The following is a 16,308-nucleotide window of genomic DNA, read 5'->3' on the forward strand; positions in this document are numbered from 1 at the left end:
CACCCCTTCCGGGCGGGGCATGTCCAAGGTCAGGGGCGTACGCGGAGGATCTCCGCCGCGTGCACCGCGACCACCGTTGGCCGCCAACCGTCGGACCGGATGCCCCGGAATAGACGAAGCCCCCGGCGCAATAGCGCAAAGGGGCTCTTGCACAAAGATGCTACCCGAGGAAGCGAGGCATGGCCGAGGTGGCGACTTCCGCGACGTCCGATCAGCTCCTGGTGGTCATCGATCCGGTCGCCCGCCGCGCGGACGGCGAGTCCGTGCGCATCGCGCAGGACGTGCTCGGGGCGGGGGCGCGGACGAAACTGTGCCTGCCGGACGGCCCCGAGGAGTTCGCCCGGGCCCTGGCCCGGCGCGGGTCGCGGCGGCCGGTGGTGATCGGGGACGACCGCGCCCTGGTGCGGGCGGTCGGGGTGCTGCACCGCCGGCGGGAACTGGCCGCCTGCGCCCTGGCGTTCGTCCCGGTCGGCGGCGCGCTGGACCTCGCCCGGTCACTGGGGGTGCCGATGGGGGCGGTGGCCGCGGCACGGGCCGTGCTGGACGGGACCGAGCGGCGGATGGACCTGCTGGTCGACGACAGCGACGGCGTGGTGCTCGGCGCGGTGCGGATCCCGCCCCTCGGGGCGGCGCCGGCGCCGGAGGCCGAGCAGGGGCGGCCCTGGCTGCGGACGTGCCAGTCCCTGGTCCGGACCCTGGTGCCGTCCCGGACGTCCCGGATCGTCCCCGTTCCCGAGACGGGGCCCGCGCGGCTGCGGGTGGAGGTCGACGGGAAGACGCTCGTCGACCTCCACCAGTCGGTGCGGACCGTGTCGGTGGTCCCCGGCGCCGCCGGGGAGGCCCGGGTCGAGGTGCGGCCGGCGTCGGTGGGCGCGGCGGCGGCCCCGCTGGCGGCCGAGGGACGCACGGTGACCGTGTCGGGCGCGCACTTCCGCTACCGGGCCGACGCGCTGGTGTCGGGGCCGGTGCGGACCCGGACGTGGGAGGTGCGGAAGGAGGCGTGGGGACTCGTGCTGCCGGCGCGGTAGCGGTTCCGGGAGTCGCGTCAGGGGGCCTCGAACCCGGTCGTGTCCAGCAGGCCCTCGAAGCTGTGGGGCTCGGTGCCGCTTGCCGTCAGTCGCTCTGCCGTGACCGTCATGATGCGCCCTCCCCTGGAGACGGACCAGCCGCGACCGCGCGCAGTCGATCGATTACGCCGGTGTGACCGGATCCGGAGCTTTCCTCACCCCCGCCCGAACCGCTCCTCCCGGTGCGCCCGCCAGCGCTCCATCATCGCCTCGACCTCCTTCTCGACGAACTCGAAGAAGGCCAGGGTCTCCGCCAGCCGGCGGCCCGCCGGGGTGGCCGGGCCCAGGCTGGCGACGCCCTCGCGCAGGCCGTCCTCCCAGCGCCGGATGACGGTCTCGCGGTTGGCGAGGGCCTCGTACCACTGGTCGCCGTGCACGCGGTACCGCTCCCGGCGCGAGCCGGGTTCCCGTTCGCGGGAGACCATGTGCTGCTGCGCCAGGTAGCGCACCGCCCCGGAGACCGCGGCCGGCGAGATCTTCAGCCGCTCCCCCAGCTCGGCGGAGGTCAGCACACCGGTGTCGGAGGAGAGCAGGGCCGCGAAGACGCGGGCGGGCATCCGCGGGAGCCCGGCCTCCACCAGTTGCGCGGCGAACTGCTCCACGAACCGTGAGACCGCCTCCGGGTCCCGGTCCGCTCCGGCCGGTTCCGCCATCGCCCGATCATCTCCCCTGCTCAGACAGCATGCGCCAGTCTAACCCCCTCTTCACACACTTCTTCATCTTCACAAATTTCTGAAAGTAGCGTACGTTCCGAAGCATGACCAAGGCCATCAGCGTCTCCGGACTCCACAAGTCGTTCGGTCGCACACGCGCACTCGACGGCCTCGACCTGGACGTCGAGACCGGCGAGGTCCACGGCTTCCTCGGACCCAACGGCTCCGGCAAGTCGACCACCCTCCGCGTCCTGCTGGGCCTGCTGCGCGCCGACTCGGGCGCCGCGCGGGTGCTCGGCCTCGATCCCTGGGCGGACGCCGTGGAACTCCACCGCCGCCTCGCCTACGTCCCCGGCGACGTCGAGCTGTGGCCGAACCTCACCGGCGGCGAGGCCATCGACCTGCTGGCGCGGCTGCGCGGCGGCCTGGACCGGAAACGGCGCGCCGAGCTCGTCGACCGCTTCGACCTGGACCCCACCAAGAAGGGCCGCGCCTACTCCAAGGGCAACCGGCAGAAGGTCGCCATCGTCGCCGCGCTCGCCTCCGACGCCGAACTGCTGCTCCTGGACGAGCCGACCTCGGGACTGGACCCGCTCATGGAGGTCGTCTTCCAGGACGTCGTCGGCGAGGCCAAGGCCGCCGGCCGGACCGTCCTGCTCTCCAGCCACATCCTGGCCCAGGTGGAGAAGCTCGCCGACCGGGTGAGCATCATCCGGCAGGGGCGCACCGTCCAGTCCGGCACCCTCGGCGAGCTGCGCCACCTGACCCGCACCACCGTCGAGGCGGAGACCGAGCGGCCCGCCACCGGCCTGGACGGACTGCCCGGCGTGCACGACCTGCGGGTCCTCGACGAGGCCACCGGCCGGGTCCGCTTCGCGGTCGACGGCGGACAGCTCGACGCGGCCGTCCGCAGGCTCACCGAGTGCGGCATCCGCAGCCTGACCAGCCACCCGCCGACCCTGGAGGAACTGATGCTCCGCCACTACGGCGACGAGCTCGCCGCCAACGGGCACGGCACCGGCCGGAGCGCGGACGGGGCCCCGCGATGACCACCGAGACCGCCACCCCGCGGGCTCCGGCCCCCGCCCGCCCGGCCACCGGCGGCAACGCGCTGGCCGGCACCCGGACGCTGATCCGCTTCGCCCTGCGCCGGGACCGGGTCCGGCTCCCGGTGTGGATCCTGGCCCTGTTCCTCGGCACGCTCGCCACGGCGAACAGCTTCCGCACGCTCTACGACGACCCGCGGGAGCGGGCGAACGCCGTCCGGAGCATGGACAGCCCGGCCGGCCTCGCCATGTCCGGCCCCCGCCCCTACCTCGACGACTACGGCTTCGGCTCCATGCTGAGCCACCAGATGCTCGGTTTCACGGCCGTCCTCGTCGCCCTGATGAGCGTGCTGATCGTCACCCGGCACACCCGTGCCGAGGAGGAGACCGGCCGCGCCGAACTGGTGCGCTCGGCCGTCGTGGGCCGCCACGCCCACCTCGCCGCCGCCCTGTCCGTCGCGGCCCTGGCCAACCTCGCCCTGGCGCTGCTGCTGGCCCTCGGCCTGGCCGGCCTGGGCCTGGAGGGCGTCGGCCCGGCGGGCTCGCTGCTCTACGGCTGCGCCCACGCCGCCGTCGGCCTCGTCTTCGCCGCCGTCGCCGCGGTCACCGCCCAGATCACCGCGCACACGCGCGGCGCGTCCGGCACGGCGCTCGCGGTCGTCGGCGTCGCCTACGTGCTGCGGGCCGCCGGCGACAGCACCGGCGACGGCGCCCTGTCCTGGCTGTCCCCGATCGGCTGGGTGCAGCGCAGCTACCCGTACGTCGACGACCGCTGGTGGCCGCTCCTGCTCTGCCTGGTGCTCGCGGCGGCGCTCGCGGCGGCGGGATTCGCGCTCTCCGCCCGGCGGGACGTGGGCGCGGGCCTGCGTCCGGGGAAACCGGGCCCTCCCACCGCCTCCGACGCGCTCACCACGTCGTCCGGCCTCGCCCTGCGGCTGCACCGGGGCACGCTGGCCGGCTTCGGCGCCGGCCTGTTCCTGATGGGCGCGATGTACGGGTCGATCCTCGGGGACGCCGAGGAGATGCTGAAGGACATCGACCAGGTCCGGGAGGCCCTGGAGCGCATCGGCGGGGCCGGCGTCGCCGAGTCCTTCGCCTCCATGGTCATGGTGGTCCTCGCCGTGGTGGCGGCGGTGTACGCCGTCATGGCGACCCTGCGGCCCCGCTCCGAGGAGACCGCGGGCCGCGCCGAGCCCCTGCTCGCCACCGGCCTCTCCCGCACCCGCTGGGTGGGCGGCCACCTGGCCGTGGCCCTGGGCGGCGGCACCCTCGTCCTGCTGCTGGCCGGCCTCGGCTTCGGCGTCGCGGGCGCGGCCTCGACCGGGGACGGCGGGCTGCTCCCGGAGCTGGTGGGGGCGGCCCTCGCGTACGCGCCCGCCCTGTGGGTCACGACCGGGGTGGCCGTGGTGCTCTTCGGCTGGTTCCCGCGGGCGAGCGCGGCGGCCTGGGCCGTGCCGGTGTACGCCTTCGTGGTCGGCTACCTCGGCGAGATCCTGCGGTTCCCGGACTGGATGAGGAACCTCTCCCCGTTCGGTCACGTCCCCCGCCTCCCCGCCGCGGAGACGGACTGGACCCCGCTGCTCCTGCTGGCCCTCGTCGCCGCCGGTCTGGTGTGGCTGGGCCTGGCGGGCTTCCGGCGCCGGGACCTGGACGCGAAGTAGCCGCGGCGGCCGCACCGGAGAGCCCCGCCCGGCGGGACCCGCCCCGCCGGGCGGGGCCCGCCGCGCGGCGGGACGGCCGGGTCAGACCTCGACCGCCAGCCCCTCCAGTCCCCGGATCACGAAGTTCGGTTTGCGCTTCGGTTCCTCCGCCGGGGCGAGGGTGGGGGCCTGCTCCAGCAGGGCCGTCAGGGAGGCGGCGAGCTCGATGCGGGCCAGGGGGGCGCCGATGCAGTAGTGGACGCCGGCGCTGAAGGAGATGTGGGGGTTGTCCCGGCGGGCGAGGTCGAGGCGTCCGGGGTCGGTGAAGACCGCCGGGTCGTGGTTGGCGGAGCCGAAGAGCATGGCGATCTCCGCGCCCCGCGGGATCACCGTGCCGTCGATCTCGATGTCGTCCAGCACCCAGCGCTCGAAGAGCTGGAGCGGGGTGTCGTAGCGCATCAGCTCCTCGACGGCGGACGGGACCAGACAGTGGTCGGCGCGCAGGGCGGCGAGCTGGTCGGGGTTGCGGAACAGCGCCCACCAGCCGTTGACCGTGGAGTTCACGGTCGCCTCGTGGCCGGCGTTCAGCAGCAGGGCGCAGGTGGAGACCATCTCCTGCTCGGTGAGCCGGTCGTCCTCGTCGTGGGCGGCGATCAGGCCCGAGACCAGGTCGTCGCCGGGGTCCTCGCGGCGCTCGGCGATCAGCTCGCGGAGGTAGGCCGAGAACTCGGCCGACGCCCGGACCGCCTTCGCCGCCGCCTCCCGCGACGGGTTCAGCTCGTACATCCCGCAGATGTCCGCCGACCAGGGGCGCAGGGGGGCCCGGTCGGACTCCGGGATGCCCAGCATCTCGGCGATCACCGCGACCGGCAGCGGTTCGGCGACGTCCCGCAGCAGGTCGCCGCCGCCCGCCTCGACGAGCCGGGCCACCAGGTCCCGCGCCAGGCCCTGGACGTACGGCTTCAGGCGCTCCACCGTGCGCGGGGTGAACGCCTTCGACACCAGGCGCCGGATCCGGGTGTGGTCCGGCGGTTCGAGGTCGAGCATGCCGTGGTCGTTGAGGGTGTGGAACGGCTCGTGCTCGGGCGGCGGAGCGGTCCGGCCGAACTCCTCGTGGGTGAAGCGGTGCCGGTAGGTCCGGCCCAGGCGGCGGTCGCGCAGCAGCGCCGAGACGTCGGCGTGGTGCGGGACCAGCCACTGGTTCGTCGGCTCGAACCAGTGCACCCGGCCCCGCTCGCGCAGTTCGGCGTAGGCGGGGTACGGGTCGGCGACGAACGCCGGGTCCCACGGGTCGAACGCGAGGTCGCTGGGGGCTGCCATGGACGGACCGTAGCCCGGCACCCGGCCCCCTGACCAGGGCCGGGACCTCCCCGCCCGGGACCCGGGCGGGATGCCGGCCGGGGTCAGCCGGGGGTCACCAGCCGCGCCTCGTAGGCGAACACCGCGGCCTGGGTGCGGTCCCGGAGGCCCAGCTTCACCAGGACGCGGCTCACGTGCGTCTTGATCGTCGACTCGGCGACCACCAGCCGCTCGGCGATCTCCGCGTTCGACAGGCCCTGGGCGATCAGCACCAGCACCTCCGTCTCCCGCTCGGTGAGGTCGCCGTAGGCCGCCTGCGCGGACGGCATCAGGCGCGGGGTGTCGGACAGCCTGGAGAACTCGGTGATCAGGCGTCTGGTCACCGAGGGGGCGAGCAGGGCCTCCCCGGAGGCGACGACCCGCACCCCGTCGGCGAGCTGGCGGGCCGAGGCGTCCTTGAGGAGGAAGCCGGAGGCGCCGGCGCGCAGCGCCTGGTACACGTACTCGTCGAGGTCGAAGGTGGTCAGCACCAGCACCTTCGCCGCACCGTCGACGGCGACGATCTCCCGCGTCGCCTCGATGCCGTTCAGCTCGGGCATGCGGATGTCCATCAGGACGACGTCCGGGGCGAGTTCGCGGACCCGTCGCACCGCCTCGCGGCCGTTGACCGCCTCGCCGACGACCTCGATGTCCGGCATCGCGTTCAGCAGGACCGAGAAGCCCTCGCGCACCATCATCTGGTCGTCCGCGATCAGGACGCGGATCGTCATGCCACCGCCCCGTTCCCGTGGCCCCCGTCGCTTCCGCCGTGCGCCGCGGGGACCGGCAGGAACACCGCGACCTCGTAGCCGCCGTCGTCGGTCGGGCCGGCCGTCATCTCGCCGTTCAGCATGGTGACCCGCTCGCGCATGCCGGTGATGCCGTGGCCGGCTCCGGGTGAGGGTTTCACCAGGTTCGGGTGGGGCGCCGGGCCGTTCACCACGCGCACGCCGAGCCCGCCGAGCACGTAGCCGACCTCGACGCGGGCGCTCGCGCCGGGCGCGTGCCGCAGGCTGTTGCTCAGCGCCTCCTGCACGATCCGGTACGCCGACAGCTCCACGCCGGGCGGCAGTTCGCGCACCGCGCCGGTCGTCACCCGCTCCACCTCCAGCCCGGCGTCGCGCACGTTGACGAGCAGGGAGTCCAGGTCGGCGAGGGTGGGCTGCGGGGCGTCCGGGGCCTCGTAGTCCTCGGCGCGGACCACGCCGAGGATCCGGCGCAGCTCGGTGAGGGCGGCGACCGCGTTCTCCCGGATGGTGGCGAAGGCGCGCTCCAGCTCCGGCGGCGGGTTCTCCACCCGGTAGGGGGCGGCCTCGGCCTGGATGGCGACCACCGACATGTGGTGGGCGACCACGTCGTGCAGCTCGCGGGCGATGGTGGTGCGCTCCTCCAGCCGCGTGCGCCGGGAGCGCTCGTGCGCGGTGACCGTCTGCTGGGCGGTCACCTCCTGCCGGGCGGTGTGGCGGACGTGCCAGAGGGAGACCACGAGCAGGGCGAAGGCGGAGGTCACCATCATGGGCGCGCTGTTCGTGTAGTAGTACGACCCGCCGAAGACCACGTCCGAGAGGAAGGCGTAGGCCGTGGTCAGCACCCACATCCAGGCGGCGGTGCGGGGGCGGGTGCGCAGCGCCACGACGACCAGCACCGCCAAGTGGCAGATGAACGCGCCCGGCATCCACGGCCAGTCCCCGGCGCCGCCGCTGAGGATCGCGACCACCGGGGTCACCGCCAGCGACAGCCAGAACGCGCCGACCGGCCGGACCAGGGTGGCGAGCACCGGGAGCGCGCACAGCAGGCCGGTCAGCAGGGCCGGCACGTCCCCGCCGGGCAGGCCGCCCGCCAGCGCGCCGGCGCACAGGGCGAGCAGCGCGACCGCTCCCACCGCCGCGTGCGGGAGGTGCTCCGCGGCCGGCCGCAGCCGGGCGGGCAGCCGGCGGACGAACGGGCCGTCCGTGCGCCGGCGCGGCAGCGGGCGGTAGGCGAACGCGTCGTGGAACAGGTCCTCGCGCAGCCCGCTCAGGGCTTTCTGGGCCAGCTGGTACTCCGGGCTGCGGGTCCCGTCCCCGTCACCGTGCGGGGCGGCCGGCGGCTTCAGGTGCGTCGTCTCGGTCACGCTCACACGGTAGGCCGACCGGGTGACCGCGGTCGTCCCCGCCGAGACGGGTTTCCGGGCGTCCGTCTCAGGTACTACCCGGGCGGCGCGGACGGTCCCCCGGCCCCGGGGGATCAGTAGCCGGAGGGGCGGACCAGCCCCGACTCGTAGGCGAACACCGCGGCCTGGGTGCGGTCCCGGAGGCCCAGCTTCACCAGGATCCGCCCGACGTGCGTCTTCACGGTCTGCTCGGCCACCACCAGCCGCACCGCTATCTCCGCGTTGGACAGGCCCCGCGCGATCAGCGCGAGCACCTCCGTCTCGCGTTCGGTGAGGTCGCCGACGCGTTCCCTCAGCGGGCCGCGGGGCCTCGGGTCCAGGCGGGAGAACTCGGCGATCAGCCGCCGGGTGATCCCGGGCGCGAGCAGCGCGTCCCCGGCCGCCACCACCCGGACCGCCTCGGCGAGCTGGTCGGCCGACGCGTCCTTCAGCAGGAAGCCGGAGGCACCGGCGCGCAGCGCCTCGTACACGTACTCGTCGAGGTCGAAGGTGGTCAGCACCAGCACCTTGACGTGCTCGGTGGCGGCGGTGATGCGGCGGGTGGCCTCGATGCCGCCGAGTTCGGGCATGCGGATGTCCATCAGGACGACGTCCGGGGCGAGTTCGGCGACCCGCGCGACCGCGTCGAGCCCGTCCACCGCCTGGCCGACCACCTCGATGCCGGGCTGCAGGTCGAGCAGCACGGTGAAGCCCTGCCGGACCATCTGCTGGTCGTCGGCGACGAGTACGCGGATCATGCGGTGCCGTCCTGTGGGAGAGGTTCGGAAGCGGGCGTGGCGGGGACCGGGAGGTGGGCCTCGACCCTGTAGCCCCGGCCGGACCGGGGACCGGCCGTCAGCCTGCCGCCCAGCATGGCGGCGCGTTCCCGCATGCCGAGCAGCCCGTGTCCGGCCCCGGCGGACGGGGGCGCCTCCCGGGTCGGGCCGGTGTCGACGACCTCCACCCGGAGCCCCCGCGGATCGTAGGCCAGGACGACGTGCGCGGTCGCGCCGGGCGCATGGCGCAGCACGTTGCTCAGCGCCTCCTGCACGATCCGGTACGCCGACAGCTCCACGCCGGGCGGCAGCGGGCGCCGCTCGCCGGTGATCTCGGTGGTGACGGTGAGTCCGGCGGCGCGGGTGTTCTCCACCAGCGCGCCGAGCCGGTCCAGGGTGGGCTGCGGCGCGTGCGGGGCGAGGCCGGAGCCGTCCGCGCGCTCGCCGGCGGCGGGGTGCTCGGAGCGCAGGACGTCCAGGACGCGGCGCAGTTCGGTCAGCGCCTCGACGGCGTTCTGCCGGATGCCGGCCAGGTTCTCCCTCAGCTCCTCGGGCGGGTCCTTCACCAGGTGCGGGGCGACCTGGGCCTGGATGGAGATCACCGACATGTGGTGGGCGACCACGTCGTGCAGCTCCCGCGCGATGCGGCTGCGCTCCTCCAGCAGGGTGCGCCGGGCCCGTTCCTCGGCGGTGAGCGAGGCCTGCCGGCCCAGCTCGGCGCGGGCCTCGCGACGGCCGCGCAGGGCGGTGCCGAGGACGACGGCGACGGCGAACAGGGAGACGGCGGTCTGGCCAGTGGCCGAGTAGTTCCACGCGCCCCAGAGGCCCTGGAGCACGTAGGTGAGCAGTCCCGTCACAACCAGCGCCTCGACGGACACCCGGGCGGGCACGCGCAGGGCGAACAGCAGCAGCACGAACAAGTGGGCCGCGATCCCCCACTCAGTCCAGGGCCACGGAAAACCGTCGATCTGGCCGGCCATCAGCATGCGGCGCAGCAGGACGGCACCCGCCAGCGTGGCAGTGATCGACAACCACAGCGCCGGAACCGGGCGCCACAGCGCGAGGACGACCGCGCCGCTCTGTCCGGCCGCGACCAGCAGGGAGTTCTCCTGGCCGAGTCGCCCGTACCCCTCGAGCTGGTTCAGTTCACCGAGGAGGATGCCGACCGCGGCCAGGCACACGAACCCGTGCGGCACCCAGCGCAGCCACACCGACGGGGGCAGCGGATCCGCACGCACCGTCAACAGGTCGTCCCGCAGCGTCCGCAGCCACCGCCGGACGAGTTCCTCCCCCTTGTTCGCCACGCGCTTCAGCCTAGACACGCCGCACGCCCCGCGCCGACCCCCGGTCCACCGGCCGGTGCGCCCGCACCACCCGGGACCGCCGTCCGCGCCGCCCCGGGCCCTCGCGTTCCCGGGACCGGAAGGCCGCCCGGCAGACCGCGAGGGCGAGGGCGAGCACCGGCAGCCAGGCCAGCCGGGCCGCGACCCAGCCGAGGTCGTCGGGGACGGTGTGCAGGCCGGGCAGCCGGCCGGCGAGCAGGCCGGTGGCGGTGGTCGCCATCAGGGCGGTCTGGTGCCAGAGGAAGACCGTCATCGCGGAGAGGTTGACCAGCGCCACCGCCGCCCACGCGACCGGCCGCCGCATCGCGCTCCGCAGCCGCTCCCGCAGCAGCAGCGCGAGCCCGCACTGGGCGACGCCGAAGGTGACGGCGGCCAGGGTCGGCGGGTTGAGGTTGGAGACGGCGGCGCCCGGCACGCCGACCATGGCCGCCGGGTAGCCGGCCCACGCGACGAGCGCGGCCGTGGCCGCCGTGCCGCCGAGGAGCAGGAGCAGTCCGGGGCGGCGGCGCTCCAGCCCGCCCCGGGCCCAGGCGGCGCCCAGGGTGTACGGCACCAGCCAGCCGGCCGCCAGGTTCACCCAGCCGAGCCCGTCGGGGGCACCGAGGCCGAAGCGCAGCAGGTCCACGTGGAGGACGACGGCCAGCGGCCACAGCGGGTGCAGCCGGGTCAGCAGTGGGGTCGCGGCCGTGAGGGCGGCGAGGACCAGCAGGAACCACAGCGGGGACAGGGCCAGTTTCACCAGCGTGCGGACGGTTCCGTACTCGGCGCCGGAGAGCAGGAGCACGGCCGTGACGGCCGTCCACAGGGTGAGGACGGCGGTGACCGGCCCGAACAGCCGGGTGAGACGGCCGCGCAGCCAGGCGCGGTACGGGACGCCGCGGGCGCGGGCCGAGGCGTGCGAGCGGGTGGCCACGTGGCCGCCGACCAGGAAGAACACGGCGAGGGTCTGGAACAGCCAGGAGACGGGGGCCAGCTGGGGCAGGTGCTGGAGCGGGCTGGCCGTGCGCAGGGTGCGGCCGTCCGCGACCAGCGCGGTGACCAGCCAGTGGCCGAGGACGACCCCGAGGATCGCGAGGGCCCGCAGGGCGTCCACGGCCCGGTCGCGGTGGTGGGGGGTGGCCGCGTCGACGCGCCCGGCGGCGGCGCGCACCGCGGCTCCGAGGCGGCTCACGGGGTCACCGCCCCGGTCTCGCCCAGGACGATCCGGGCCAGGTTGGCCAGGGAGGGGGAGCCGGGGGCGAAGTAGTCGCTGTGGCCGCCGTCGCCGGCGTCGAAGACGCGGGCGCCGAAGGCCGGGGAGACGGGGTCGGTGCCGAAGCCGACCGTGGTGCCGAGGAGGCCGGCGCTGAGGTGCGGGACGTGCTCCACCCAGTCGTCGGCGCCCCGGGCCGCCCAGACCCGGGCGCGGGTGCGCAGGGCGGCGGCGGTGCCGGCGCCGGTGCCGGGGCTGCCGACGAGGGCGATGTCGTCGGCGTCCAGGCCGGCGGCGGCACGGGCGCAGACGACGGAGCCGTAGGAGTGGCAGATCAGGGAGACGCGCGCGTGTCCTCCCGTGACGGTCCGCAGGTCGCGCGCCAGGGCCCGCAGTCCGGGCGCCGCCTGCTCGGCCCGGCCGGTGGTGGTGACCGCGGTGCCGATCGTGGCGGGCGTCTCGTAGCCCAGCCAGGCGACGACCGCCGTCCGGGCGCCCGCCGGGGCCTCGCGGAGGAGGCGTCCGTGCAGGGCGAGGGCGGCGGCGCGGAACCGGCCGTAGGTGTCGAGGCCGGTGTCGGAACCGGGGACCAGGACGGCGACGCGGTCGGCGCGGGCGAGGTCGCCCAGCACCTCGGTGACCCGGCCGGTGCCGCGGCCGTCGAAGGCCAGGAGCTGCCGGGAGGGGCCGGCCAGCGCGCGGACGGCCGCCGCGCGCCGCCGGTCGCCGTGGCCGGCGGCCAGCCGGGCCGCTTCCCGGGCGTTGGCCCGGTGGGCCGCGTAGGTCTCCTCGAGGGTGCCCGCGGTGGGCGGGGCGGTCGCGGCCGGTGCGGGGGCGGGGGTGCCGGGCCGCGCGGCTCCGGCGAGGGGCAGGGCCACGGCGGAGGCGACGAGCACCGCGAGGGCGGTGCGCACCCACCGGTTCGGCCGGTGCCTCCCCCTCCACCGCCGGTCCGTCCCCGGCCCGTTCACCCGTCGCCGGCCCGTCTCCCGTGCCCGCTCCGGGTGTTCGGCCGTCGGGCCCCCGTCCCCGGTGGCCGCGGACGCGCCGGCCGCGCTCCCGCCGTGCCCCGCCGTCCCCGCCCCGTACCGCGGTCCCATGGTCGTCCCGCCTCCCTTCCGCCCGGTCAACGGGCCTGTCGAGAAGGGAAGTTACGGAGCGGCGCGGGTAACCCGCGTCCCGCCGGAGGACTCACCCGCGCGGTAGCTCTCAGGTATTACGGGTACGACCGGGCGCCTCCGGGGAGCGCGTCACCAGGCGAGCTGGGCGATCTCCTCCGCCACCACCGCGCACGCGTCCGCCGCCGGGTCGATCAGCGGGAAGTGGCCGACGCCCTCCAGCAGCGTCAGCCCCACCACCTCGCCGGCCTTCGCCGCCGCCTCCGTGTACGCCTCGGCCACCGGCGGCGGGACGTCGAGGTCGGTGCGGCCCTGGACGAGGGTGGTGGCGATGCCGGTGGGCAGCAGCAGCGCGGGGTCGGCGTACGGCCGGCGCTCGGCGAACCCGTCGTCGCCGCCCAGCAGTTGGCGGACCGCGCCCCCGCACACGTCCAGCTTGTCGGCGACCGCGAGGTCGGCGACCGGGGCGAGGGCGACCACCCCCCGCAGGGGTGCGGGACGGTCCGTGCGCCAGGGGGCGTCGGCGGGCAGGAGGTGCCGGGCGGCGCTCCACAGCGCCAGGTGGCCGCCGGCGGAGTGCCCGGTGACGACGGTGCGGCGCGGATCGGCCTGCGGCAGGTGCCGCCGGACCAGCTCGGGCAGGGCGTCCAGCGCGGCGGCGACGTCGTCGAAGGTGTCGGGCCAGCGCCCCGCGACCGGGTCGCCGCCGTCCGTCCCCCTCGCGCCGCGCCGGTACTCGACGCTGGCCACGGCGAAGCCCCGGCGGGCCAGGAACGCGGCGAACGGGCTGATGTGGCGCCGGTCGTAGGGGGCGCGCCAGGCACCGCCGTGCAGGACGGCGACCACGGGCGCGGGGCCGCCGGGACCGCCCGCGGCGCGCGGGGCGTAGAAGTCGATCAGCTGGTCCGGGTCGTCGCCGTAGGCCGCGGTCGCGTCGGGATCGACCGGCGGGTGGGAGAGGACCGACTCCTCCTCGGCGGCGGCCCGGGCGGCTGCGGCGTCGTCCGTCATGCTCCAACCTCTCAGCAACGAAACGTCATGGGCGGACCAGAGAAGTGTTCGGCCGTTGGCCGGGACGGTACCAGGACGATCATGTACGCGAGCACGGGGATATCACACGCGGTGAACCTCTCCGGGAGGCGGTCGGCGGGTCCCGTTGCTCGCCCGGGCCCGCCGGCCGCCGCCGCGGCGCCTACGCCCCGGTCTCCGCCAGCACCTCCGCCAGCACCCGCGCCGCGCGCTCCACGTCCGCGAAGCCGACGTACAGCGGGGTGAAGCCGAAGCGGAGCACGTCCGGGTGGCGGAAGTCCCCGACCACCCCGCGTCCGATCAGCCGCTCCATGACCTCGCCGGCCCCCGGGCAGCGCAGGGCGACCTGGCTGCCCCGCTCCCCGTGCGCCCGCGGGGTCAGGCACTCCACCCGGCCCCCGGGCACGTACGCCGCGACGCACTCCAGGAAGAAGTCCGTCAGCGCGAGGGACTTGGAGCGCACCGCCTCGACCGTCACGCCGTCCCAGACCTGAAGCGCCGCCTCCAGGGCGAGCAGGGAGAGGATGTCCGGGGTGCCGACCCGACCGCGCACCGCGCCCGCCGCCGGCTCGTAGTCCGGACGCATGCCGAAGGGCTCCGCGTGGGAGTTCCAGCCCGGCAGCGGGGAGTCGAAGCGGTCCTGCAGACCCGCGCGCACGTAGAGGTACGCCGGTGCGCCCGGCCCGCCGTTCAGGTACTTGTAGGTGCAGCCGACCGCCAGGTCCACGCCGTGCTCGTCCAGCCCGACCGGCAGCGCGCCCGCGCTGTGGCACAGGTCCCAGACGACGTACGCCCCCGCCGCGTGCACGGCCGCCGTGAGCGACGGCAGGTCGTGCAGCCGGCCGGTGCGGTAGTCGACGTGGTTGAGCAGGACCGCCGCCGTACGGTCGCCGAGCGCGCCCGGGACCTCGGACGGGGGGACCGGGCGCAGGGTGCAGCCGGTCATCCGGGCCGCCGAGGCGGCGATGTAGCCGTCCGTGGGGAACGTGGTCGCGTCGACCACGACCTCGTCCCGCCCGGGGTCCGCCGACCGGGCCAGCCGCACGGCGCCCACCACGGCCTTGAACACGTTCACGCTCGTCGAGTCGCCGACCACGACCTGCCCCGGCGCCGCGCCGACCAGCGGGGCGATCCGGTCGCCGACCCGCTCCGGCGCCGTCCACCAGCCCTCCTCCGTCCAGGACCGGATGCGCAGCTCGCCCCACTGCCGGCGGACCACGTCCTCGATCCGGCCGGGGACGGCGGCGGGCAGGGCGCCCAGCGAGTTGCCGTCGAGGTAGACCGCGCCCTCGGGATCGTCGAGCACGAACTCGGCCCGCTTGGCGGCCAGTTCGTCGGCCGCGTCCAACTTCTCGGCTTTCGTCTCCAGTTCAGACATGGGACCGCGCCGTCCACAGCTCGGGGAACACGCTCTTCTGCGCCCGCTTCTCCAGCCAGGCCACGCCGGCCGAGCCGCCCGTGCCGGTCTTGGCGCCCATCGCGCGGCGGGTGGCGACCAGGTGGTCGTTGCGCCAGCGCCACACCAGCTCGGCGACGTCGGTCAGCGCCTCGCCCAGCCGGGCGACCTCGTCGCGCTCGTCACCCGAGTAGACGGCCGTCCAGACCGCCTCCACCTCCGGCGACGGCTCGTACCGCTGCGACACGTCGCGCCGCAGCACGTCCTCGGGCACCGGGTGCCCGCGCCGCGCGAGGAACCGCAGCACCTCGTCGTACAGGCTCGGCTCGTGCAGCGCCTTCTCCAGCTCGGCGTGCGCGCGCGGCGCGCCCCGGTGCGGGACCAGCATGGACGCGGACTTGTCGCCGAGCAGGAACTCCAGGCGCCGGTACATCGCCGACTGGAAGCCGGAGCCCTCGCCGAGGGCGCCGCGGTAGGAGTTGAACTGCGCGGGGGTGAGCTGTCCGAGCGGCTTCCAGGAGGCGTTCAGCGCCTCCAGCTCCCGCACGGACCGCTTCAGCGCGTCGATCGCGGTCGGTACGTCGTCCGTCCGCAGCGCCTTCGCCGCGGTCTCCCACTCGTGGACGATGACGGTGAACCACAGCTCCATCACCTGGGTGGTCACCAGGAAGACCATCTCTCCGGGGTCGTCGGAGAGGGTGTGCTGGAGGTGGGTGAGGACGTCGGCCCTGACGTAGTCCTCGTAGGGGGTCGTGCCCTCGAAGTCGAGATGCGGGGTCTCCGGCTCGTGAGCCTCGTGGGACATCGCTGTCTCCTGAAATGTACTCCGGGTAGCGGTCCGCCCCTGCCGTTACCGGCACGGGGGCCCCGGTCCCCACGGTGCATCCTCCGCAATGGTCCCCACCGCCGCAAGGCCCGCCTGCGCACAGGCGGGCCCCGGGACACGGACGGCTCAGCCGAGGACCTGGGCGGCCGTCGGCGAGGAGTCCTTCAGGAACTGGGCGCAGCGCTCGTGCTCCTCCTGCTCGCCGATCGCCTGCGCGGCGCGGGCGAGGGCGTGCAGGGCGCGCAGGAAGCCGCGGTTGGGCTCGTGCTCCCAGGGCACCGGGCCGTGGCCCTTCCAGCCGTTGCGGCGCAGCGCGTCCAGTCCGCGGTGGTAACCCGTACGGGCGTACGCGTACGACTCCACGACGCTGTCCCGCTCGAACGCCTCGTCGGCCAGGCGGGCCCAGGCCAGCGAGGAGGTCGGGTAGCGGGCGGCGACGTCGGCGGGCGAGGTGCCCGACGCGAGCAGCTCGCGCGGACCGGGGTCGTCGGGGAGGTGGGTCGGGGGCGGCCCCCCGAGGAGGTTCTCGTGAATCGACATGGGTCCAGTCTCGTACATCGGCCCCGCCCGGCGCCGGGCGGCCGCGGGACCCCGGCGCCCGGCCCCCGCTTCCGGCGGGGCGCACGGGAACGCCGGGGGCCCGGCACCCCCACGGGTGTCGGGTCCCCCGAGAGCGTTCTTCCTGCTCGCGTCCACCCATTGCTTGATCCCTGTTGCCGTCTAGCACCAGTTGCGGCCAGCCCCGACCACCAC

At 75.4% G+C, this 16,308-nt stretch carries 15 protein-coding genes; 3 read left to right on the top strand and 12 right to left on the bottom strand.

Going from position 1 to position 16,308, the window contains the following annotated elements:
* Positions 1 to 179: 179 nt before the first annotated feature.
* On the top strand, positions 180 to 1,028 hold the full coding sequence (locus ACZ56B_RS28760; RefSeq protein WP_468796656.1) for a diacylglycerol kinase family protein: 849 nt from the start codon (positions 180 to 182) through the stop codon (positions 1,026 to 1,028).
* Between the two features lie 194 nt (positions 1,029 to 1,222).
* On the opposite strand, the gene ACZ56B_RS28765 is transcribed toward ACZ56B_RS28760, so the two are convergent.
* Positions 1,223 to 1,720 (bottom strand): GbsR/MarR family transcriptional regulator, encoded by a 498-nt coding sequence (locus ACZ56B_RS28765; protein ID WP_468796659.1) that lies wholly within the window; start codon positions 1,718 to 1,720, stop codon positions 1,223 to 1,225.
* 104 nt (positions 1,721 to 1,824) lie between these two features.
* On the opposite strand from ACZ56B_RS28765, the gene ACZ56B_RS28770 reads away from it, so the two are divergent.
* Together ACZ56B_RS28770 and ACZ56B_RS28775 are read left to right on the top strand one after the other, a co-directional pair.
* The gene (locus tag ACZ56B_RS28770) at positions 1,825 to 2,769 is read left to right on the top strand and encodes an ABC transporter ATP-binding protein (RefSeq protein ID WP_468796662.1); all 945 of its coding nucleotides are present in this window, start codon (positions 1,825 to 1,827) and stop codon (positions 2,767 to 2,769) included.
* Positions 2,766 to 4,427 carry an ABC transporter permease gene (locus tag ACZ56B_RS28775; protein WP_468796665.1) on the top strand — a complete coding sequence of 554 codons (1,662 nt, stop codon included), beginning with the start codon at positions 2,766 to 2,768 and terminating at the stop codon, positions 4,425 to 4,427. The genes ACZ56B_RS28770 and ACZ56B_RS28775 overlap by 4 nt, the downstream gene beginning before the upstream one ends.
* Before the next feature lie 81 nt (positions 4,428 to 4,508).
* Here ACZ56B_RS28775 and ACZ56B_RS28780 read toward each other — a convergent pair whose 3' ends face one another.
* From ACZ56B_RS28780 to ACZ56B_RS28830, 11 genes are all read right to left on the bottom strand, one after another.
* Positions 4,509 to 5,726 carry a cytochrome P450 gene (locus ACZ56B_RS28780; protein WP_468796668.1) on the bottom strand — a complete coding sequence of 406 codons (1,218 nt, stop codon included), beginning with the start codon at positions 5,724 to 5,726 and terminating at the stop codon, positions 4,509 to 4,511.
* 83 nt (positions 5,727 to 5,809) lie between these two features.
* Positions 5,810 to 6,475 (bottom strand): response regulator, encoded by a 666-nt coding sequence (locus ACZ56B_RS28785; RefSeq protein WP_468796670.1) that lies wholly within the window; start codon positions 6,473 to 6,475, stop codon positions 5,810 to 5,812.
* Positions 6,472 to 7,857: a sensor histidine kinase gene (locus ACZ56B_RS28790; RefSeq protein ID WP_468796673.1), complete on the bottom strand. Its 1,386-nt coding sequence runs from the start codon at positions 7,855 to 7,857 to the stop codon at positions 6,472 to 6,474. Before ACZ56B_RS28790 ends, ACZ56B_RS28785 begins: the two co-directional genes overlap by 4 nt.
* A gap of 113 nt (positions 7,858 to 7,970) precedes the next feature.
* A complete protein-coding gene (locus ACZ56B_RS28795) occupies positions 7,971 to 8,633 on the bottom strand; it encodes a response regulator (protein WP_468796676.1) in 663 nt (220 codons plus the stop codon).
* Positions 8,630 to 9,955, bottom strand: coding sequence for a sensor histidine kinase (locus ACZ56B_RS28800; protein WP_468796679.1), 1,326 nt, complete (start codon positions 9,953 to 9,955; stop codon positions 8,630 to 8,632). Before ACZ56B_RS28800 ends, ACZ56B_RS28795 begins: the two co-directional genes overlap by 4 nt.
* A gap of 10 nt (positions 9,956 to 9,965) precedes the next feature.
* Entirely contained in the window at positions 9,966 to 11,165 is a 1,200-nt protein-coding gene (locus ACZ56B_RS28805; protein WP_468796683.1) for an acyltransferase family protein, read from the bottom strand.
* The gene (locus ACZ56B_RS28810; RefSeq protein ID WP_468796686.1) at positions 11,162 to 12,100 is read right to left on the bottom strand and encodes an alpha/beta hydrolase; all 939 of its coding nucleotides are present in this window, start codon (positions 12,098 to 12,100) and stop codon (positions 11,162 to 11,164) included. The genes ACZ56B_RS28805 and ACZ56B_RS28810 overlap by 4 nt, the downstream gene beginning before the upstream one ends.
* A gap of 336 nt (positions 12,101 to 12,436) precedes the next feature.
* A complete protein-coding gene (locus ACZ56B_RS28815; protein ID WP_468796689.1) occupies positions 12,437 to 13,315 on the bottom strand; it encodes an alpha/beta hydrolase family protein in 879 nt (292 codons plus the stop codon).
* A 181-nt stretch (positions 13,316 to 13,496) separates the two neighbouring features.
* Entirely contained in the window at positions 13,497 to 14,711 is a 1,215-nt protein-coding gene (kynU, locus tag ACZ56B_RS28820; RefSeq protein ID WP_468796692.1) for a kynureninase, read from the bottom strand.
* Positions 14,704 to 15,534, bottom strand: coding sequence for a tryptophan 2,3-dioxygenase family protein (locus ACZ56B_RS28825; RefSeq protein ID WP_468796695.1), 831 nt, complete (start codon positions 15,532 to 15,534; stop codon positions 14,704 to 14,706). Before ACZ56B_RS28825 ends, kynU begins: the two co-directional genes overlap by 8 nt.
* A gap of 147 nt (positions 15,535 to 15,681) precedes the next feature.
* Complete coding sequence (locus ACZ56B_RS28830) at positions 15,682 to 16,095, bottom strand: DUF3151 domain-containing protein (RefSeq protein ID WP_468796698.1); 414 nt, start codon at positions 16,093 to 16,095, stop codon at positions 15,682 to 15,684.
* Positions 16,096 to 16,308: the final 213 nt, after the last annotated feature.

The sequence above is a fragment of the Streptomyces sp. NPDC034670 genome (assembly GCF_055574875.1).